Here is an 18,009-nt window from a genome sequence, read left to right as displayed (position 1 = left end):
TCGGACTTCCAGGATTGGGCGGTCGAGCCAGATTGCCGCAGATCTCGCCTTTCGTCTCACCCATCGCCCCACGACCGCCCCCGCCGTCGATCACTTCGCGGACTTGACCCGCCCCGCCCTGGGAGGTGCCTCGTGACCTGGCGCAGCGCCCATGGTGCCGCCGCTGCCGCCGGCAGGCTCACCGTGCTCGAAACGACGCCGGCCGACGAGCTCCCGCCCGCTACGGGCTCCGACCCCGCCCGACAGGACCGAGACGCGGCGGGCCGCTTCGTGCCCGGCAACCGCTGGGGGCGGCTTGCGCGCGCCAAGGCGGGCCCAGGCGGCGCTTTGGCTGGGCTCGACGCCAAGGCCGCCCCCGAGTGGCGCGCGGCCCGCACGTGGGCCAAGAGGGCCGCTGCGCACCGCATCCGAGAGCTGACCGAGCTGCACGGCGGAGACCTGTCGGCCGGCGTGTGCATGCTCATCGTCGACGCTGCCGACCTTCGCGCCGACGCGCGCTACCTGTCCGCTCGAGCTCGAGCCGACGCGAACCCCGAGCTGAGCCGCATCGCCGCCGGGCTCCTCGCCAGCGCCCGCCAGGCCGAGCGTGACGCGTGGGAGCTCGCGAGCCGGGAGGCGGCGGCCCGGTCGACGACCAGGCGCAACGTTCGCCGCTGGCTCCGACCGAAGCCCGAGGAGTCCAAGCCGTGACCGAGGCCTTCATCCCGCTCTTGGACTTCGTGCCCGAGGTCTCGCCGCGCTTCCGGTCGCCTCGGCACCTGGGCGCCATCGCCGACGTGTTCCAGCGCATCGCCCGCGGCGAGCAAGTGCAGGTGGTCGTCTCGGTCCCGCCCCGGTTCGGCAAGAGCGAGCTCCTGTTGCACGGCTCGGCGTGGCTGCTCGCCCAAGACCCCACGCTGCAGGTCATCTATGCGAGCTACGGCCAACGGGTCGCCGAGAAGAAGTCCCGGCGGGCCCGGGAGCTGGCGCGTCGGGCCGGCGTGGAGCTCGCGGACGATGCCAAGGCCCGCGCGGACTGGCGCACGACCGAAGACGATGGCGGCATGTTCGCCACGAGCATCGAGGGCGCCATCACGAGCGAGGGTGCTCACGTCCTGGTGTGTGACGACTTGACCAAGGGCCGAGCCGAGGCCGAGTCAGCGACGATGCGGGAGCGTGCGCGGGGCTGGCTGCTCTCGGATGCCCTGACGCGGCTCGAGCCGAACGGCTCCGTCATCGTGAACATGACGCGCTGGCATCCCGAGGACCCGGCCGGCGTGGCCATCGGTCTCGGCTTCGAGGTCATCAACCTGACGGCCATCACGCCCGAGGGTGAGTCGCTCTGGCCCGAGCGCTGGCCGCTCAAGCGCTTGCTCGAGATCCGCGAGACCCTCGGGGGCGAGGACGGCTACGAGTGGCAGTCGCTCTACATGGGCAACCCCCGCGGCCGTGGCTCGCGCGTCTTCGGTGACGTTGCGTTCTCCGACGAGCTGCCGAAGAAGTTCGACGCCATCTCAATCGGCCTCGACTTCGCCTACTCCACCCGCACCAGCGCGGACTTCTCCGTGGCCGTCGTGCTCGGTCGCGCCGAGGGCCTCTACCACGTGCTCGACGTTGTGCGCGTGCATGAGGAGCCTCGCGACTTCCGAGACCGCGTGCGGAACCTGGTCACGACGCACCCGGGCGCGCGCGCGGCGGCCTATGCGGCGGCAACGGAGATGGGCGGCGTGGAGTTCGTTCGCGACGGCGGCATTCACGTCGAGGGCCACGTGGCGAAGCTCGACAAGTTCAGCCGAGCGATCCCCGTCGCGGCGGCCTGGAACACCGGCAAGATCCTGCTCCCCCGCTCGGCGCCCTGGCTCGACGCGTTCGTGTCGGAGCTCTGCGGCTTCACCGGCGTCAAGGATCGCCACGACGACCAGGTCGACGCGCTGGCCGCCGCCTTCGATGCGGTCGTGCTCGGCAAGGCGATGCCGATCCCGCCCCAGCCTTCCGGCGGCGATGCACGCTCGCACGCGGTCCCGTTCGGCGGCCTCTTCGGCGCAACCGCCGGCGATGAGCTCGCGGCGCCATCGAACACCCGAAGCACGGGCAGCCCTTGGGACGGCTCGAGCTTCTGACAGATCACCCCAGCAAGGACACGCACCATGACGACACTACTGCACCGCACCCACCTACTCGAGCGCGCCAGCGACGCCGCAGATCGCAGCGTGCGCGTGGTCGCATCGACCGCGGCGATCGATTCCTACGACGAGATCGTGGATCAAGACTGGAACCTCGATCGGTACCGCAAGAACCCGGTCGTCCTGTACGCCCACAACGCGGTTGGCCTGCTCGGGCCGCTCAAGGCCGAGGACACGCTCCCGATCGGTCACGCCTCCGACGTCGCCGTGGTCGGCGGGCAGCTCGAGGCCACGATCCGCTTCGCGTCAGCCGCAGCGAACCCGATGGCCGAGAAGGTCTATCAGGGCGTTCGCGAGAAGACGATCCGAGGCGTCTCGGTTGGCTTCCGCCCACGCGGGCGCGTTGCCGAGACACGCGACGGCCGCGAGATCGTTCGGCTCCGTTCCCCCGAGCTGTTCGAGATCTCGATCTGCCCCATCGGCGCCAACCCCGAGGCGGTCATCCGCGCGCTCAGGCTCGCCAACGCGCTGCCCAAGCCCGCCCGCACGGCGCCGGTGAGCGCGGAGAGCATGCTGGCCAACATCCCGCCGAGGCTCCGCGCCGAAGCCGAGAGCATCCTGCGCCGAGAGCAGCCCGAGGCGTTCGCCGAGTGCTCGCACGAGTTCACCATGGGCGAGTGCCCGACGTGGGGCTGTAGCCATCACCACATGACGGCCGAGCGCCGCGCCCACGCTGCCGAGCTCCGGCGGGGCTGGACCCCGAAGCCCTCGACGCCGGCGCCAGCGCCCGAGCGTGAGCGTGAGCTGTCGCTGCTCGAGCTCTGCGCCGAGCCGTTGCCCGAGCCCGACGCCGACGTGCTCGCGGTCCTGAGCGCCGGCTGTTCGCCGGCACCGGCGGAGCCCCAGGAGATGCGCAGAGCGCACGAGCCTGATGGCCTGGCGGCGCTGGCGCTCGAGGACATCGACGCGCCAACCGAGCCCGACGCGGCACCCGCCGACCTGGCCGACATGGCGAACGACGGCGACGTGATTCCCCCGACTCCGATCGACGACACCGACATCCCCGACGACGCCGCCTGACGCGGCAGACAAGGACCATTGACGATGAACGATTCCAAGTTGACCCCACTCGGCGCTGCCATGGCGCACGCTGCCGACACTCTCGCGGCCCTCGACGGCGCACGCGCCGAGCTCGCCAAGGCCGAGGCGCAGGCCGAGCCCGCGCGCAAGGCCCTGTCGGACCTGCAGGCGGAGTTCCACGCGACCGGCAACGCCGAGCTCGTCGCCGAGATCACGAAGGCCGAGCAGGCGGTAGCACTCCAGGGACGCTTCCACGATCGCGCCATCTCGCTGGTGGCGGAGGCAGAGCGCGCCGAGGCCGAGGCGAAGCGCAGCGTTCTGCAGGCCGAGCACGCCGAAGCCCTCGAGGCCCTCTCGCCCGCTCGCATCGACGCCGACCTGGCTCCCTTCGTCGATCGCCTGGTCGCTGCGAACCGCGAGCGCTTCGAGGTGTTCGTGGCCGTCCAGGAATTCGGCGACGAGTGGCGTGCGCGCTGGCGGCGTGCGGCCGAGCTCGCTCGCCAGATCGGCGCCGTGCCTCCGCGCGAGGACCAGGCGCACACGGCGAGCGCGCGCGTGATCCGGCAGGCCGGGGAGCGGCTCAAGGCCGACGTGCCCGTCCACGTGACGAGGGAGCCACGTCGCTACAACGCGCTGATCGAGGCGATGCGATGATCGACTCAGGCGGCACGTTATCGGTGACGTGCGCTCGCGAAGTCGTGCGAGCAGGGGTTCCTGGTGCATCACCGGTCGAGCCCCGCGCCGAGGCGCACTTTTTGGAGCAGCTTGTCCCTGGGCGCCATCGTGGCGGCGCCGTGCTGTGCAGGCCGCGTCCATGGCTGCACGGCTTTCCAATGCCCCAAGCAGTGGCGAGCTCCCGCGGTTGGCCGGCCGTTCCCGGATCCGCGCGGTCGAGCTCGCGCACTGCACTTCTTCCGCCGAGGTGAGTAGATGATCGGCCTCTTCGATCCCCTGCTGAGCCCCGCTGAGTGGTTCGATCGTGACATCACGCTCGACTTCTCGGTCGAGTACATCGGCGGGAGCGTGAACGGCGACGCGAGCGCGGCGCTGCCTTCGGTCACGGTTGCGCCACTCGCTGGCACTGCGATGGGAGTGGCGCAAGCCCCGGCCGAGCTCGCCACGGTGGCCGCCTCCGCTCCCGATGCCACCGCGTCCGGCGCTGCCGACGCCGGTGCGACGCTGCCGAGCGTGACGTGCTCCACAGTGGCCTGCGAAGCGACCGGCGGAGCGGAAGCGCTGGCAGCCCTCGCGACCGCCACGGCGTCATGCTGCGACGCGGGCGCGATCGGAGGGGCTACCGCGCAAGCCGAGCTCGGCATCATCGCCGCGACGGCTCCGGAGGCGACAGCCGAGGGGACTTCGCCCCCGGTCGAGGACGGCAACGCGATCGGCGCCCTGCCGCTGGTCCGTATCAAGCCGGCGCCCACGTGGTGGGCCGCTGTCGGCCAGGGCAGTGCCGCCGCCGCCGCCGCACTCGTGACCGTGCTGGCGACCCCAGCACAGGCGAGCGCACGGATCCACGTGAGCGCCGCTGTTGAGCTCCCCCAGGTCGACGCCGGCGCGCCCGCCGCCCAGGCCGAGGGCGGTACTGCCGCCAGCATTGCCCCGAGCCTCCCCGACGTGCGCGTCACCGCGCCCGAGGCCGTCGCCCGTGCCACCGACCAGATCGGGCGCGCCACCGTCACGCACTCCCTGCAGTGGCAGGCCCAGGTCACGCACTCGCTGGCCTGGTGCTGCACGGTCACCCACCACCGATTGGCCGAACCATGACGACACGGATTCCCACCAACCTGCGCGCCGAGCTCATCAAAGCCGGCGTGCTCCGCCCGCGCGCCGAGCACACGCTGCGCCCACTGCGGGACCACGGCTGCCGGCACCTGAGCGACGAGCTCGAGCGTTTCGTGACATGGCGCGCACGGCGCGCAGGAAGGATTTCGCGGTAATGCAACGTGTTCGCAACTATTCCGTCTACATCGGCGGCAAACGCATCGCGTCCGCCACCGGGTCTGAGTACGCCATCGAGAACGGCAACGAGCCTGTCTACGCCGACGGGGAGATCATCGCATTCTGGGAAGGAATTCCCCGCTGCACGTTGACACTGCACGCAATCGTCCCGTTCTTTGCTGGCACCACGCTTCGGATCTTGGAGGCACTCCTGAGTAGCGAGTGGGTCACGCTGGGCTTGCGCCAGGTGGAGGGGCGTCACCACATTTTTCGCGCTCAGTGCGTGAAGGTCGCCTACTCGTCGCAATCGGCGAACGGCACACTGACCGGCTCCTACGATTTCGTCGGAGAGAAACCCACTCTCATCCGCGGCACATCGGATGACGCTAGCGCGTGAGCCCGCCGAGCTCTGGGCCGTCGTGGCGCCCTCCGGCATCACCGCGACGTTCGACGCCGAAGCCCAGGCGCGCGTCCATGTGGCGAGCTTCGATCCGGACATCCGAGAGCGGCTCGAGGTGGCGCGCTACGTGAGGGAAGAAGCCGGGCCGGGGCGCCGAGGCGCCAAGACGGAGGCAGGGATTCCAACGGATTCCGTGGTGTTGTCGGCGGCATCAGGTGCCGTTGTTGCTAACACCTGTAGCGAGCCCTACAGTTGCAAGGTCCAGCGCGATGGCCGGCTTCGGCCGGCAGGGCCACCCACCACCCCGCAAGGGGATCGCGGTTCCAGTCGAGCAAGCTACGGCCCTCGGCGGACGTGGGTGACATCGCCAAGGGCCCTCGGAAGAGCGCGGAAGCGGGAGACCGAGGGCCTTTTCCTATTCGGGTGGCCACGGCGACGCCTTGGGCTTGCCAGCAAGCGCTCGGGCGAAGTCCGCCACGCTCATTGGATAGCAGGTCCGAACGAAGAAGAGATCGGCCTCCCTCCCTGGCGCTACCACAACGGCCAGGCGCGCGCCGGAGTCAAGGGTCGGCGGACCAACCAGCAGAGCGCCGCTCGCAATCTTGGCGCGCAACACCCGGACCGGGGCCCGCACAGTCGGCAGGACTTGATCCATGAGACGCGCGCGTTGCTTCGAGAACACCCGCGTCTCGCCCGACACGCCCGGGCGCCGAACCAGCTTTTCTGGCGGTGGAGTGCGCCCAGCGATGACCTCTTCGGTGAACAGGTGGATCTCCTCTTGGTTGAACCGAAGGACCAGCGTCCGATCGCCGACAACAACCGAGTGATCTCCGACCAGCCGCTCCGCGTAGTACGCCCGCGCCTCTTCCAAGGTCTCGATCAGCTCGGAGCGGATCACCACATAGGACACGCCGACCGTAGGCTATCACGCCCGCAAAGGCGGAACGATTCCACGCGTTTGGGCGATGGGTGACGGGTGGGGGTTGCGTGAACGTATTACAGCGTATATAACGGGTAACACATGGCGCCTGAAACACTGTTCACGATGCGACTAGACGACGAGGATCGAGCGCTGCTCGAGGCGTGCGTGGCCCGCGAGAAGCTCAGCAAGAGCGACATCATGCGGCGCGCGCTTCGAGCGTACGCAGAGACCATCGGCGCGAAGCCTGCCGAAGTGAAGAAGCCCAGGCGCCCGAAGCCGAAACGCTGACGCAACCGAAACGGCCCCCGCGGTGCTCGAAACACCCGAGGGCCAGGCCCACAAGGAGAACCCCTCATGAGCACACCGAACATCGCACGACCCCCCGTTTTGGACCAGCTCGCCGCCGAGCGCACCACCCTCACGGCCGATCCCGACCGTGACGGCGGGCTCATTCCGCTCGGGATGGTCTGCTCGCGCGCAATTCTGGACGCCGAGTCCCCCGACAACCCCGAGGGCGCCGCGTTGACCGCCATCACGCGCGAGCTCCGCGGCATCCGCGCCGCGCTCGAGCTTGTGGCGTGCGCCGGTGACAGCGTCTCCACCGCCGACGTGGACGCCATCCACGACCAGATCATCAGCCTGGCCCGGCGCGCCGAATGGATGCACGAGTACGCGTCGCGCCTGAAGAGCGCGCAGGCGCGCGTGTTCCCCTACGCGGACGCGGAGACCAGCAAGGTGCCGTCATGAGTGCCGCGGCCTTCGTCGAGGACTTCCGCGTCGCCGCCGACATGGCCGAGCGAACGGACGGTATCGGATTCGAGTTGCGGCGGGCGCGTGAGGCGCTGGCCGAGGTGCTCGGACTCGCGTACGAGGTCCACCAGGGGCACGTGGTCCCCACGCTGATGCACTTCGCGGAGCCGCTCGGGCGCGCTGCGATGGCCATCGATGGGATCGAGACGCTCCTGGCTGAGCTCAACGAGAAAGCCCAGCGCTTGGCCGACGACGAAAGCAAGGTGCCGTCATGAGCGCCCAGATCATCTCGCTGGCTTCGTACCGCGCGGCACGCCAGGCGGAGCTCGAGGCGAGCACCCCCGAGCCCCGGGAGTGTCCGCACTGCGGCCGCCGTATCCCGATCCGCCGTCGCGCGAACGCGAAGTACTGTTGTAACCTCTGCCGCGAGCTCGCCGCCAAAGAGCGGCGTGAGGTGAGCCATGGCTGACCGCACCGACGTTGCCGTTGCCGTGGCCTTGGCGTCCACCGCGGGCCGGGAGCTGCTCTGCGCCATCGCCGAGAGCCCCAGGGCAAGGCGTGCCGCCGAGACGTTCGCTGCCGCGCTCCTGACCGCCACCAGCGCGGCCGAGCTCGAGCAGCGGGGACAGGTCGTCGCGATCGGGAAGGGAGGCCACCGTGGCTAGCTGGCTTCGCTACAGGCCGCACGCGTCCACCATCACCGGCGGGAGAGGCAACCGGAGGTTCAGGCCTGGCAAGTAGGAGAACACACCCAGGGCGCGGCGCGTGCCGCCCGGTCCCGCTTCGCACGCGGGGGCGCCCTCCGAGGAGATCGAGACCATGGACGACCACGAGTGGTTCACCCCCGACGGGCGGACGCCGAACAACAGCACCGACCAAGAGAAATTCATTCACGGTTTCAGCTACCACCGGGGACAGCTCAGGGGTTTGTTCTACCGTTTTGTGAGCCGCGCCCACCACCACGATTTGCTGATCAAGAACGCCGTTCTCGAGCAGTTCCTGGTGCACGCGCGTGTCTTGATGGACGCATTTTTTGAACCTCCAAGGGAGGTGAAGCGCGATGACGACCTGACGGTCGCGGTTATCGACGGCTTTGAGCGACTGGCGTTGCCGGATGTTGCCGCACGGTGGCGCGTCGCCGTCCACAAGCGAGCAGCGCACCTGACGAAAGTCGAGAAGGTCACTTGGGAGTTGTCTAGTGTCTTCGGGTTTCTCGAAGGACGCATGGCGGAGCTGGATGCTCACCTCGCGAAGGGACAGGGCGATGCCGAACCCAACCCGCGGTGAAGTCCGATTCGTTGCAGGCTGCTGGCAGACCCGCGTCACGCTGCGCGCGAAGCTCCGCTTGACCGTGCGGCTTCCGACCTGTCGCACCGAAGCCGAGGCCACCGAGCGATCCGAGCTCGTCGCCGAGCAGGCGCGCCGTCTTCGCGTCGCCGGTCACGCCGAGAGCAGGGCAGCCCGCACGCTGCTCGAGGAGCTCGGGGCGGGCAGAAGCCGAGCCGCGATCCGGGATGCGCTGCAAGTGATCGCCGAGCTCTGCGGCGGCCAGGTCGACGCCGTCCAGACCTCGGACGGCCCGACGTTCGAGCGCGTCGCCGGCATGTGGACCGGGGGCGAGTTCTTCAAGCTCTTCCCGGGCCAGGTGAGAAAGACCGGGGACGATGCCCTCGACCTGGCGCGCCGCCGCTTGCTCAAGCCCGCGTTCGACGTCGTGCGGCACTTGCCGATCGTGGACGTGACCCGAGCCGACTGCGACGCGGTCATGCGGCAGATCCCGCTGCCGCCGGGCAAGGACGAGCACAACGCCAGCACGCTGCGCCAGTACGCTTTGCTCATGACCCGCGTGTTGAACCTGGCCGAGCTCGCCGGCTACATCGACCGAAGCCCGATCCCGCGTGGCTGGCTGCCGGCGCCGGCGGCCCGAAAGCGCTTCCCGATCCTGTACCCTGCCGAGGACCGGACTTTGCTCGGTTGCGCCGCCGTGCCGCTCACCTGGCGCGTCTTCTACGGGTTCCTACACCGCGAGGGCATGCGCCGGAGCGAAGCGGCGGAGCTGCGCTGGGCCGACCTGGACCTCGAGCACGGCACGGTCAGCCTGGACGAGAACAAGACCGACCACCCGCGCATGTGGAAGCTCGGGCCCGGTGTCGCGGCGGCCCTGCAGCGCTGGCGCGACCAGCGCGAGGCCGAGCCCGGGGACTTCGTGTTCATCGACGACAACGGCGGCCCGCTGCGCCTCGACCACATGGCGGATCGCGTGCGCGCCCACCTGGCCAGCGCCGAGCTCACGCGCGCCGACCTGACGTCGGACGGGCCGAACAAGGGCCCCTTCGGGACGCACTGCTTCCGGCGGAGCTTCGTGACGCGTGCGCTGGCGCTCGGGCAGAACGAGGATTGGGTGCGCCTGCGGACCGGGCACACGAGCGACGAGCTCTTGCGCTACCGCCAGGCCGCGCGCGCGCTGGTCGAGCTCGAGATGGCCGACGTCGACCCCCTCGACCAGGCCGTGCCCGAGCTCCGAGACCCCGACGCCAAGCCCGCTGTGCCGCCGGTGTCGGCGAGGGCGCCGAGAGCGCCGCGCCCCCCCCGAGCGGGCCGTGGGAGGCGTTCTCATCGCCCCACGATGGCCCCACCAATGGTCGGGGCGCCGGGATTTGAACCCGGGACCCCCAGACCCCCAGTCTGGTGCGCTATCCAGGCTGCGCTACGCCCCGAACCCCCTCGTTTGGCGCGAGGGTTCGCGGAAGGTAGACCGTTCCGGGAGGATTGCAAGGGCTAATCTCTAGCGTCCGCGCTCCTGCCGGATCAGCAGCGAGCACTCGACCAGCGCCCCCACGAAGAGCGTGAGCGGACCGAACCAGAACAGCGTCTGCCAGCTGTCCGTGCCAGCCGCCGACCGGACGGTGCCCCAAGAGGTCAGCGCGAGCGCGAGGACGAGCCTGGCGACCAGGCCCGATGCGCCGAGCAACAGACTACCCGCCGCGGCGTGCACCAAGAAGGGCGAGACCAGCGCCACCGCCGCGGCGCCGACGGCCAGGTGGCTCGCGAGGACGTCGTGATCGCTCAGCGTCGCGAGCACCGGGGACAGCCAGGCGACGGCCGACACGGCGATGGCGGTCCATGCGCCCCGTGCGACTCGGGGGCTCGAGTGGTGCTTCGCGTCGCGGTAGGCGGCCAGCGCGGACTCGGCCCGCTCGAGCTTCTGACCGAGGCTCGCCTTGGCGCGCACCTCGCCTTGCAGGCGCTCCTCGGCGTCGGCGAGGGCGGCGCGCAAGGCTACGCTGTCGTCGCGGTAGCTCACGGCCGATCGCTCACCGGGTCGGGAAGGTCGTGGTGCGGATCAGGTAGCGCTCGAGCGCGCGCAGGTGGGCGAGCTGCGCGGGATCCGCCGGGACGAAGCGCCGCGCGCGGAAGAGGGCCCGCCCGGCCTCGAGCAGGGCAGGGGACGGCGACTCGCAGAGCGCGGTGGAGAGCGCGTGGACGGTGCCTTGATCCAGCGTCGAGGACGCCGCGAGCACGTCCGACGGGATGGGCCCCGCGCGCTTCAGCACCTCCACCTCGGCGCTCCCCCAGCCCGCGCCCTCGATGGCCCCGCTCGCGTCCAGGTGCAGGTAGGTCGCGCCGACCGCGCGGTCGTCGTCGAGCACCGCTCGCACCACGGCGTCGTGGGTGCGCGCGAAGCTCTGGCTGGCGAAGCCATGCTCCACGTCGAAACCTTCGGCGCGGAGCGCCGCGCGCATCACCAGGAACCCCGAGGCGCTGTCCTCGTCCACCCAGACCGCGCGGGCCCGGTGCAGGTTGGACACCGAGTGCAGGGGCGAGCCCGCGCGCACGAACAGCGCGGACCAATACCAGGCGCTCTCGCCGCGCTCGGGCAGCGCCACGGGGCTGACCTCGGCGCGCAGCGCGGCCAGGGCGACGACCGGGGAGAGCCAGGCCAGATCGACCTCCCCGGCCTTGAGCCGGTAGAGCAGGCGGTCGTAGCGCGGCGCCGCGTAGGCCACGATGTCGAGGCCGGTGGCGCTCGACAGCTCGCCGCAGAAGCGATCGAGCTCCGCGCGGGTCGGGCCGTCGCTCGGCTCCTCTCGCCGCTTGCTCCGGCGCCCGAGCTCGGACAGCGCGACGCCCAGGCGGATACGAGACACGGCCGGCAGCATACACGGCTTCGTCGTACTACGCTGCGCTCGCATGAACAGCTGGGACTACCTGGTCGTCGGTGGCGGCAGCGGGGGCATCGCGTCGGCGCGGCGCGCCGCCGAGCACGGCGCGCGCGTCGCGCTGATCGAGGCCGCGCGGCTCGGCGGCACCTGCGTCAACGTGGGTTGTGTACCCAAGAAGATCATGTGGAACACCGCCGCCATCGCCGACGCGCTGGGGGACGCCGGCGATTTCGGCTTCGACGTGGACGTCGCCGGCTTCGACTGGGCCAAGATGAAGGCCGGGCGCGACGCCTACGTGGAGCGCCTGAACGGCATCTACGCCAAGAACCTCGAGCGCTCCGGCGTGTCGCGCATCAGCGGGCGCGCGCGCTTCGTCGAGCCGCGCGTGCTCGAGGTCGGCGGCGAGCGGCATGGCGCCGAGCACGTGCTGCTCGCCACCGGCGGGCGCCCGCGCGTCCCGGACGTGCCTGGCGCCGAGCTCGGCATCACCTCCGACGGCTTCTTCGAGCTCACGGCCTTGCCGCGGCGGGTGGCCATCGTGGGTGCGGGCTACATCGCCGCGGAGCTCGCCGGCATGCTGACCTCCCTCGGGGCCGAGGTCACGCTCCTGCTCCGCCACGAGGAGCTGCTGCGCCGCTTCGACGTATCGCTGCGCGAGACCTTGATGCGGGAGATGGCCGCCCAGGGCATCAACGTGATGAGCTGCATCCACCTGAGCCGCGTCGAACGATCGGCGGACGGCAGCTTGAGCCTGTGCAGCTCTACGGGGGAGGAGCTCTCCGGCCTCGACGCGCTGATCTGGGCGGTCGGGCGCGACCCGAACACCGAGGGGCTCGGCTTGGCCGCGGCCGGCGTGGAGTGTGACGCCGAGGGTCATGTGCGCGTGGACGAGTGGCAGGACACCAGCGCCGAGGGGGTCCATGCCGTGGGCGACGTCACCGGGAAGTGGCCGCTCACGCCGGTGGCCATCGCGGCCGGGAGGCGGCTCGCGGATCGCCTGTTCGGCAACGTGCCGGATGCGCGCCTCGAGTACGAGAACATCCCGAGCGTGGTGTTCAGCCATCCCCCGATCGGCACCGTGGGCCTGACGGAGGACGAGGCGCGGGACAAATGGGGCGACTCGGTGAAGATCTTCTCTTCGCGCTTCACCAACCTCTACCACGCGCTCACCAAGCGCCGGACGTCGAGCGTGGTGAAGCTCGTGACGGTCGGTCCGAGGCAGGAGGTCGTCGGCGTGCACGTGATCGGCATCGGCGCCGACGAGCTGATCCAGGGCTTCGCAGTGGCGGTGCGCATGGGCGCGACCAAGGCCGACTTCGATCGTACCGTGGCCATCCATCCGACCGCCGCCGAAGAGGTCGTGACGCTGAAGTGAGGGGTATCCCTAGTTCGCGCTCCGCTGGCGGCAGCAAACGCCACACGACGCTTCCGTTCGGTCAAAACGGCCAGCGCCGGTCCCGGCCGGTGTTCGCACTCACGCATCAGTGGCGGATCGAGATCTGATCATGACCAGCCGGTACAGGTGATTCCAGTGCCTGCGAGTCCGGAGGGGCTGGACGGTCCTCCGCGGTCGCCTAAGCTTCTCGGGCATGCCGCCGCGGTCCCCCCAGCTGACGCGTCGCCGCTTCGGTGGCGGGCTCCTGCTCGGCACGCTGGGGCTCGGAGCGCTGGCGCTCGCTGCGCGCCGGCCGAACGAACAGAAGGACACCATGCCGAAGAGCGAAGGCTCCCCCACACCCGCGGGTCGGACGCCCGTCGGGTTCCTCGCCCACGGAGCGCCGACCTTGGCTCTGGACGCCGAGCGCGGCGCGGACTTCCGGCGCTGGGGTGAGGCGCTCGGCAAGCCGCGGGCCCTGCTGGTGGTGAGCGCGCACTGGGAGGGCGCGCCGGTGAGCATCGGAACCACCGAGCGGCGCGAGCTGATGTACGACTTCTCCGGCTTTCCGCACGCGCTCTACCAGGTGCGCTACCCGTCGCCGGGCGCGGCGGAGCTCGGGGAGCGAGTCGCGGGCCTGCTCGGCGCGGGTGTGCGGCGCGAGCCGACCCGAGCGCTGGACCACGGGGTCTGGGTGCCGCTCGTGCACATGTTCCCGAACGCCGACGTGCCGGTGCTGCAGATCTCGATGCCCAGCGCGCTGGGCTCGAAGGAGCTCTTCGCGCTCGGGCAACGCCTGGCGCCGCTCAGGGACGAAGGCGTGCTGATCTTGGGCAGCGGAAACCTGACCCACAATCTCCGCCGCTTGGATTGGCGCGGCAGCGGTGGGACCCCCGCGTGGGCCTCGGAGTTCGACTCCTGGATCGCCGACGTGCTGATGCGGCAGGACTTCGACACGCTCGTCGACTACCGGACGAAGGCTCCGGCGCTCGCCGAGAACCACCCGACCGAGGAGCACCTGCAGCCGGTCCTGGTGGTCGCGGGCGCGGCGGCGTCGGGCGCGGCGGCCGTCAGCTTTCCGGTGCAAGGCTTCGAGTACGGCAGCCTCAGCCGCCGCTCGGTGCAGCTCGGCTGACCGGGCGAGGCGGCGAGAGCAGCGCGAGCACGCCGAGCGCAACCACGGCGAGGGCCGCCCCGAGCGCGAACGTCGCCCGCGGCCCGACGCGCCACCAGACGAGCCCGGCGAGCGCGCTCGCCGGCAGAGCCGTGAGCCCGACCACGCCGTGGAACCAACCGAAGGCCGCGCCGCGCCGCGTGCTGGGCGCGAGCTCGGCCACCAGCGCCCGCTCGGTGGGCTCGACGAAGCCGAAGTACAGCGCGTAGGCGATCAAGAGCAGCGCGATGCCGAAGCGGGAGGTCGTGAGCGTGAGCGCTGCGTAGGTGAGCGCGTAGAGGAGCCAGCCGGCCATCAGCAGGCGGCGCTTGTCGAAGCGGTCCGCGATCGGACCGCCGAGCAGCACCGCCACGGTGCGCACCACGTTGTGCGCGGCCCAGACCAGCGCGATGGTGGGCGCACCCATCCCGGCGTGCCCGAGGTAGAGCAGCAGGAACATGTCGCTCGAGTTGCCCAGCGTGAACAGCGCGACGGCGAAGAGCACACGCCGGAAGGGGGAGCCGAGCGCCCCGCCGGCAGCGGCGATCGTCCCCGCGCTGGGGAGCTCGCGTCGCGCCTCCCGCACCCCGAACGCCAGCACCAGGACCACCAAGAGGCCCGGCAGCGCTGCCCAGAGGAAGACCTCACGCGTGGAGAAGCCCAGGGCGAGCAGCCCCGCCGCGGCCAGCGGCCCGAGCACCGCACCGGCGTTGTCCATCGCGCGGTGCAGGCCGAACGCGCGGCCGCGGAGCTCGGGCGGAGTCTGGTCCGCGATCAGCGCGTCGCGCGGCGCGGTGCGCAAACCCTTGCCCACTCGGTCGAGCAGGCGGAGCGCGATCACCAGGGGCCAGATCAGGGCCAGGCCGATCAGCGGTCGCGTGAGCCCGGACAGCGAGTAGCCGGCAACGACCAGCGGCTTCCTCTTGGGGAAGTAGTCCGCCAGCCGCCCACTAGCGATCTTGAGCAGCGACGCGGTCGCCTCCGCCGCGCCCTCCATCGCGCCGAGGCCGAGCGCGCCCGCCCCCAGCGTCACGGCGAGGTAAGCCGGAAGCAGCGGGTAGATCATGTCGCTGGAGAGATCGGTGAGCAGGCTGGCCAGCCCGAGCACGATTACGGTCCGCGGCAGACGAGCCACGGCCGGAGATTAGCGCCTCTCGACTTTTTCCGAGCAACGCGTTCTGACTGGACTTTCGCCGTCTTGGCATGGCAGATCGCGAAGTGCCACTGAGGCCAAGACCCACGACAATGCCGGCGAGGCCGGCGCGCTCCCGCCGTCAGGTGGGACTTTTCGCCTAGCGCTTCCTGACCGCGTCTCGACAAGAACCCCGAAGAGAGCAGGGCGCCGCGGCAAACGCAGGGCGCGATAGGCCGAAACCCGAGTCTGAGCCGCGATACTTGTCTCGGTCCCTGGGTCATTCCTAGCATGCGATTAGCCCTCATCGTCGTCCCGTCCGTTGCCAAGGCTGCCGCGACGGCACGCCGTGTCTCCTTGCTCGCCGATCGTCTCGTGGACCGTCTGGCGGAGCCCGACGCGGCATTTCGCGTCGAAGTGCTCGAAGCGCGCGGGCGTCTCGGCGAGCGCATCGCCGGGCTCTTGCGCGAGAGCGGGAGCCGCGGTCCCACCCTCGTCTTCGTCTCGTCGGACATGTCCCTCGACGACGACGACGGCCCGGCGCTCGAGCTGGCGGGCGGCGCGCGGCTGCCGCTCTCCGAGCTGCGCTCCACGCTCGCTGCGGCGGCCGATGACGTCCTCTTGGTGCTGGACGTGAAGCACGCGCTGGACCCCGACGACCCCACGCTGTCCGCGACGCTGCTCGACGCCGCGCACGCCGCCATCGAGCCCAAGGAGAGCGGGATCTCCCTCTTGGTCGGCGCGCGGCCAGAGGAAGACGACGGCCCGACCACCTCGCCGTTCGCGCGGGCGCTCCTCGGGGCGTTGGATCAGGCGCGGGCGCGCCTGTCGCGCTCCGGGGTCGTGACGGCCGACGCGCTCTACCAGGTGATGCGAAAGGACGAGCAGCGCTTCCACGAGATCCCGGCCGCCGGCTGGTTCCGCGGACGCGCCGAGTTCCCGGTGCTCGTGCAGCAGAGTGTGGTGGTCGGCGGCGCCGAGTCTGGTCCGCCCTCCCGCGGCAGCGGGCGCCCGCAGTCCACCAAGAGCGTGCGGCCGTCCATCCCGCCGGGCGCGCGCACGCCCGCGGTGGAGGAGGCCTGGAAGCTCGGTAACGGCGCGGCGAGCGCCGGGCGCCACGCGGACGCCATCGAGCACTACAAGAAGGCGCTCTTGCTCCTGGGCCAGAGGCCCGAACGGGCCGAGCTCTACTACCGCATCGGCAAGGCCAAGGAAGAGCTCGGCAGCGGCGGCGAGGCCCTCCACAACTACGACAAGGCCCTGGGTATCGAGCCCCTGCACCACGACGCCTTCGCGCACGCGCGGAAGCTGTTGCTGGCGAGCCGCGACTTTGCCCGGCTGGAGACGCTGCTGCGCCGTCGCGTGGACGCGCGCGGCGACGCCGACGCGAAGGTCAAGGAGCTCGCGAGCATCGCCAGCGTCTGGACCGACGAAGCGAAGGAGCCGGCCAGAGCCATCCCCGCGCTGGAGCAGTGGGTGCGCCTGCGCGAGGATGCCGAGGGGCTGGAGTTGCTGGTCGGGGCGCTCAGCGCCGCGGGGCGACACGCCGGCGCCAACGAGGCGCGCAAGCGACTTGCCAAGCTCCACGCCGACGACGCGCCGAAGCGCGCGCGGGTGCTGCTCGCGGCCGCGCAGACCGCCGCCGCGCACCTGCCTGGTGGCGGCGATGCCCTCCCGCTGGCGCGCGAGGCGCTGGACGCCGACCCCAGCGTGTTCGAGGCGCTGGAAGTGGCGGCCACTGCCCTGGGCACGCGCCGGCGCTGGCGCGAGCTCGCAGAGCTGTACGAGCGCGTGCTCGAGCGCACCAAGGACGACGTGGTCGCCTGGGATCTCGGCAAGAAGCTCGGCATGCTCTGCCGCGACGAGCTCGACGACCTGCCGGGCGCGCTCGGCGCCTTCGCCGCCGCCGCGAGGCGGAACCCCGCGGACGTGGAGCTGCACTTCTGGGTCGCGGAGCTGTGCGAGGCCTCGAAGGACTACGCCGGATCCGCCGCCCAGATGCGCGTCGCTGCATTCGCGGCCGCCGATCGCACCGATATCTACCGGCGCGCGCTGTGGTGCTTCGAGAAGACCGGCGAGACGGACGCGGCCTGGAACGCCGCCTGCGTGCTCGACGAGCTCGGCGACGCCGACATCAACGAGTCGCTGCTCGCCGACACCCACCGCCCGGAGGGCTTGCTCACCGCGCGCGGGAGCTTCGGAGAAGAGGACTGGGCGTGCCTCCGGCCCGAGCGCGACGAGCCGCTCGAGCGCATTCTTCGTTTGGTGACGCCGGCGGCCATCGAGCTTCGCCTGCGGGACCTCACGCAGGCGGGGCTCTTGCCCACGCTCTCCGAGGCCACGCTGCAGAACCCGGCGGGGACCACCACGTTGATGCGCAGTTTGTCCTGGACCGCGCGGCTGCTCGGCACGGAGGTGCCGGCCGTCCACGTGCTGCCGACGGTGGAGGGTGAGCTGTCTCCGCTCCCGCTCGACGTGGCAACCACGGCCGCCAGCCGCAACGTAGCCAGCGGTCTCGAGCTGCCGGAGCTGGCGTTTTTGTGGGCCCGCGTCCTCGGCTACCTGCGCCCCGAGCACCGCCTGCTGATCTTCTACCCGACTGCGCTCGACGTCGCGAAGCTGCTGCTCGGGTCGCTCGCTGCGGCAGGGGTCGAAGAGGCCGAGGGAGACGCCGCGCTGGTGGCGGACGGCGTCGCCGAGTTGATCGACGAAGAGCTCTTGGGCGAGCTCGGGGAGGCCGCCGCCGCCCTCAGCAAGAAGCGCCTCAGGACGCGCGTCGGCAAATACGTGCGGAGCGTGCACGCGGCGGCAGGCCGGGCCGGCCTGGTTGCCTGCGGGGACGTGGCCCGGGCCGTGGCGCTGGTCCGGCGCTTCCCGCTGGTCGCTGGACCGTCGGAGGCGGAGCAGATCGCCGATCTGCGCGCGTTCTCGGTCAGCGCCGAGCACTGCCGGATCCGCGAGCACCTGGGCGTGGCGGTACGAGGTTGA

General features: G+C 71.0%; 20 protein-coding genes, 1 tRNA gene and 1 pseudogene. 16 read left to right on the top strand and 6 right to left on the bottom strand.

Annotation, left to right across the window (positions count from 1 at the left end; genetic code table 11):
• Positions 1–132 precede the first annotated feature (132 nt).
• The 6 genes from HS104_14365 (at position 133) to HS104_14340 (ending at position 5,523) form a co-directional block, all read left to right on the top strand.
• Positions 133–690, top strand: coding sequence for a hypothetical protein (locus HS104_14365; GenBank protein ID MBE7481153.1), 558 nt, complete (start codon positions 133–135; stop codon positions 688–690).
• Positions 687–2,099, top strand: a complete 1,413-nt coding sequence (terL, locus tag HS104_14360; protein MBE7481152.1) for a phage terminase large subunit — start codon at positions 687–689, stop codon at positions 2,097–2,099. The genes HS104_14365 and terL overlap by 4 nt, the downstream gene beginning before the upstream one ends.
• A gap of 27 nt (positions 2,100–2,126) precedes the next feature.
• Positions 2,127–3,182, top strand: a complete 1,056-nt coding sequence (locus tag HS104_14355; GenBank protein MBE7481151.1) for an HK97 family phage prohead protease — start codon at positions 2,127–2,129, stop codon at positions 3,180–3,182.
• Positions 3,183–3,206: 24 nt separating this feature from the next.
• The gene (locus tag HS104_14350) at positions 3,207–3,836 is read left to right on the top strand and encodes a hypothetical protein (GenBank protein MBE7481150.1); all 630 of its coding nucleotides are present in this window, start codon (positions 3,207–3,209) and stop codon (positions 3,834–3,836) included.
• A 276-nt stretch (positions 3,837–4,112) separates the two neighbouring features.
• Positions 4,113–4,952, top strand: a complete 840-nt coding sequence (locus HS104_14345; GenBank protein MBE7481149.1) for a hypothetical protein — start codon at positions 4,113–4,115, stop codon at positions 4,950–4,952.
• 136 nt (positions 4,953–5,088) lie between these two features.
• On the top strand, positions 5,089–5,523 hold the full coding sequence (locus HS104_14340; protein MBE7481148.1) for a hypothetical protein: 435 nt from the start codon (positions 5,089–5,091) through the stop codon (positions 5,521–5,523).
• 418 nt (positions 5,524–5,941) lie between these two features.
• Here HS104_14340 and HS104_14335 read toward each other — a convergent pair whose 3' ends face one another.
• Positions 5,942–6,436, bottom strand: coding sequence for a hypothetical protein (locus HS104_14335; protein MBE7481147.1), 495 nt, complete (start codon positions 6,434–6,436; stop codon positions 5,942–5,944).
• 135 nt (positions 6,437–6,571) lie between these two features.
• Between HS104_14335 and HS104_14330 the strand changes: the two genes are divergently transcribed.
• From HS104_14330 to HS104_14310, 5 genes are all read left to right on the top strand, one after another.
• Positions 6,572–6,736: a ribbon-helix-helix protein, CopG family gene (locus HS104_14330; GenBank protein ID MBE7481146.1), complete on the top strand. Its 165-nt coding sequence runs from the start codon at positions 6,572–6,574 to the stop codon at positions 6,734–6,736.
• A 66-nt stretch (positions 6,737–6,802) separates the two neighbouring features.
• Positions 6,803–7,195 carry a hypothetical protein gene (locus HS104_14325; GenBank protein MBE7481145.1) on the top strand — a complete coding sequence of 131 codons (393 nt, stop codon included), beginning with the start codon at positions 6,803–6,805 and terminating at the stop codon, positions 7,193–7,195.
• Positions 7,192–7,473, top strand: a complete 282-nt coding sequence (locus HS104_14320; protein ID MBE7481144.1) for a hypothetical protein — start codon at positions 7,192–7,194, stop codon at positions 7,471–7,473. Before HS104_14325 ends, HS104_14320 begins: the two co-directional genes overlap by 4 nt.
• Positions 7,470–7,667 (top strand): hypothetical protein, encoded by a 198-nt coding sequence (locus HS104_14315; protein MBE7481143.1) that lies wholly within the window; start codon positions 7,470–7,472, stop codon positions 7,665–7,667. The genes HS104_14320 and HS104_14315 overlap by 4 nt, the downstream gene beginning before the upstream one ends.
• On the top strand, positions 7,660–7,863 hold the full coding sequence (locus tag HS104_14310; protein ID MBE7481142.1) for a hypothetical protein: 204 nt from the start codon (positions 7,660–7,662) through the stop codon (positions 7,861–7,863). Before HS104_14315 ends, HS104_14310 begins: the two co-directional genes overlap by 8 nt.
• 9 nt (positions 7,864–7,872) lie before the next feature.
• Here HS104_14310 and HS104_14305 read toward each other — a convergent pair whose 3' ends face one another.
• Complete coding sequence (locus HS104_14305; protein ID MBE7481141.1) at positions 7,873–8,019, bottom strand: hypothetical protein; 147 nt, start codon at positions 8,017–8,019, stop codon at positions 7,873–7,875.
• Here HS104_14305 and HS104_14300 point away from each other — a divergent pair.
• Together HS104_14300 and HS104_14295 are read left to right on the top strand one after the other, a co-directional pair.
• Positions 8,018–8,485: a hypothetical protein gene (locus HS104_14300; GenBank protein MBE7481140.1), complete on the top strand. Its 468-nt coding sequence runs from the start codon at positions 8,018–8,020 to the stop codon at positions 8,483–8,485. The genes HS104_14305 and HS104_14300 overlap by 2 nt on opposite strands.
• Positions 8,436–9,635, top strand: a pseudogene (locus tag HS104_14295) (site-specific integrase). The gene HS104_14300 and the pseudogene HS104_14295 overlap by 50 nt, the downstream one beginning before the upstream one ends.
• A gap of 202 nt (positions 9,636–9,837) precedes the next feature.
• On the opposite strand, the gene HS104_14290 reads toward HS104_14295, so the two are convergent.
• From HS104_14290 to HS104_14280, 3 genes are all read right to left on the bottom strand, one after another.
• A tRNA-Pro gene (locus HS104_14290) sits at positions 9,838–9,915 on the bottom strand.
• A 68-nt stretch (positions 9,916–9,983) separates the two neighbouring features.
• The gene (locus HS104_14285) at positions 9,984–10,502 is read right to left on the bottom strand and encodes a hypothetical protein (GenBank protein ID MBE7481139.1); all 519 of its coding nucleotides are present in this window, start codon (positions 10,500–10,502) and stop codon (positions 9,984–9,986) included.
• A 10-nt stretch (positions 10,503–10,512) separates the two neighbouring features.
• Positions 10,513–11,346, bottom strand: coding sequence for a PhnD/SsuA/transferrin family substrate-binding protein (locus HS104_14280; protein MBE7481138.1), 834 nt, complete (start codon positions 11,344–11,346; stop codon positions 10,513–10,515).
• A gap of 43 nt (positions 11,347–11,389) precedes the next feature.
• Here HS104_14280 and gorA point away from each other — a divergent pair, with 43 nt between their 5' ends.
• Complete coding sequence (gene gorA / locus HS104_14275) at positions 11,390–12,736, top strand: glutathione-disulfide reductase (GenBank protein MBE7481137.1); 1,347 nt, start codon at positions 11,390–11,392, stop codon at positions 12,734–12,736.
• A gap of 334 nt (positions 12,737–13,070) precedes the next feature.
• Entirely contained in the window at positions 13,071–13,871 is an 801-nt protein-coding gene (locus tag HS104_14270) for a dioxygenase (protein ID MBE7481136.1), read from the top strand.
• Here the strand turns inward: HS104_14270 and HS104_14265 are convergent.
• The gene (locus HS104_14265; GenBank protein MBE7481135.1) at positions 13,843–15,024 is read right to left on the bottom strand and encodes an MFS transporter; all 1,182 of its coding nucleotides are present in this window, start codon (positions 15,022–15,024) and stop codon (positions 13,843–13,845) included. The genes HS104_14270 and HS104_14265 overlap by 29 nt on opposite strands.
• Positions 15,025–15,312: 288 nt before the next feature.
• Between HS104_14265 and HS104_14260 the strand changes: the two genes are divergently transcribed.
• Positions 15,313–18,009, top strand: a complete 2,697-nt coding sequence (locus HS104_14260; GenBank protein ID MBE7481134.1) for a hypothetical protein — start codon at positions 15,313–15,315, stop codon at positions 18,007–18,009.

The sequence above is a fragment of the Polyangiaceae bacterium genome, from assembly GCA_015075635.1.
Lineage (GTDB): Bacteria > Myxococcota_A > Polyangia > Polyangiales > Polyangiaceae > JADJKB01.
This window is presented reverse-complemented; position numbering and strand designations above follow the sequence as displayed.

What these genes read in the sequence shown, in the direction of transcription:
- HS104_14260 (MBE7481134.1), top strand. Translation starts at nt 15,313, where the DNA reads ATGCGATTAGCCCTCATCGTCGTCCCGTCCGTTGCCAAGGCTGCCGCG.
- HS104_14350 (MBE7481150.1), top strand. Translation starts at nt 3,207, where the DNA reads ATGAACGATTCCAAGTTGACCCCACTCGGCGCTGCCATGGCGCACGCT.
- gorA (MBE7481137.1), top strand. Translation starts at nt 11,390, where the DNA reads ATGAACAGCTGGGACTACCTGGTCGTCGGTGGCGGCAGCGGGGGCATC.
- HS104_14325 (MBE7481145.1), top strand. Translation starts at nt 6,803, where the DNA reads ATGAGCACACCGAACATCGCACGACCCCCCGTTTTGGACCAGCTCGCC.
- HS104_14315 (MBE7481143.1), top strand. Translation starts at nt 7,470, where the DNA reads ATGAGCGCCCAGATCATCTCGCTGGCTTCGTACCGCGCGGCACGCCAG.
- HS104_14330 (MBE7481146.1), top strand. Translation starts at nt 6,572, where the DNA reads ATGCGACTAGACGACGAGGATCGAGCGCTGCTCGAGGCGTGCGTGGCC.
- HS104_14345 (MBE7481149.1), top strand. Translation starts at nt 4,113, where the DNA reads ATGATCGGCCTCTTCGATCCCCTGCTGAGCCCCGCTGAGTGGTTCGAT.
- HS104_14305 (MBE7481141.1), bottom strand. Translation starts at nt 8,019, where the DNA reads ATGGTCTCGATCTCCTCGGAGGGCGCCCCCGCGTGCGAAGCGGGACCG.
- HS104_14310 (MBE7481142.1), top strand. Translation starts at nt 7,660, where the DNA reads ATGGCTGACCGCACCGACGTTGCCGTTGCCGTGGCCTTGGCGTCCACC.
- HS104_14300 (MBE7481140.1), top strand. Translation starts at nt 8,018, where the DNA reads ATGGACGACCACGAGTGGTTCACCCCCGACGGGCGGACGCCGAACAAC.
- HS104_14270 (MBE7481136.1), top strand. Translation starts at nt 13,071, where the DNA reads ATGCCGAAGAGCGAAGGCTCCCCCACACCCGCGGGTCGGACGCCCGTC.
- HS104_14320 (MBE7481144.1), top strand. Translation starts at nt 7,192, where the DNA reads ATGAGTGCCGCGGCCTTCGTCGAGGACTTCCGCGTCGCCGCCGACATG.
- HS104_14340 (MBE7481148.1), top strand. Translation starts at nt 5,089, where the DNA reads ATGGCGCGCACGGCGCGCAGGAAGGATTTCGCGGTAATGCAACGTGTT.
- HS104_14355 (MBE7481151.1), top strand. Translation starts at nt 2,127, where the DNA reads ATGACGACACTACTGCACCGCACCCACCTACTCGAGCGCGCCAGCGAC.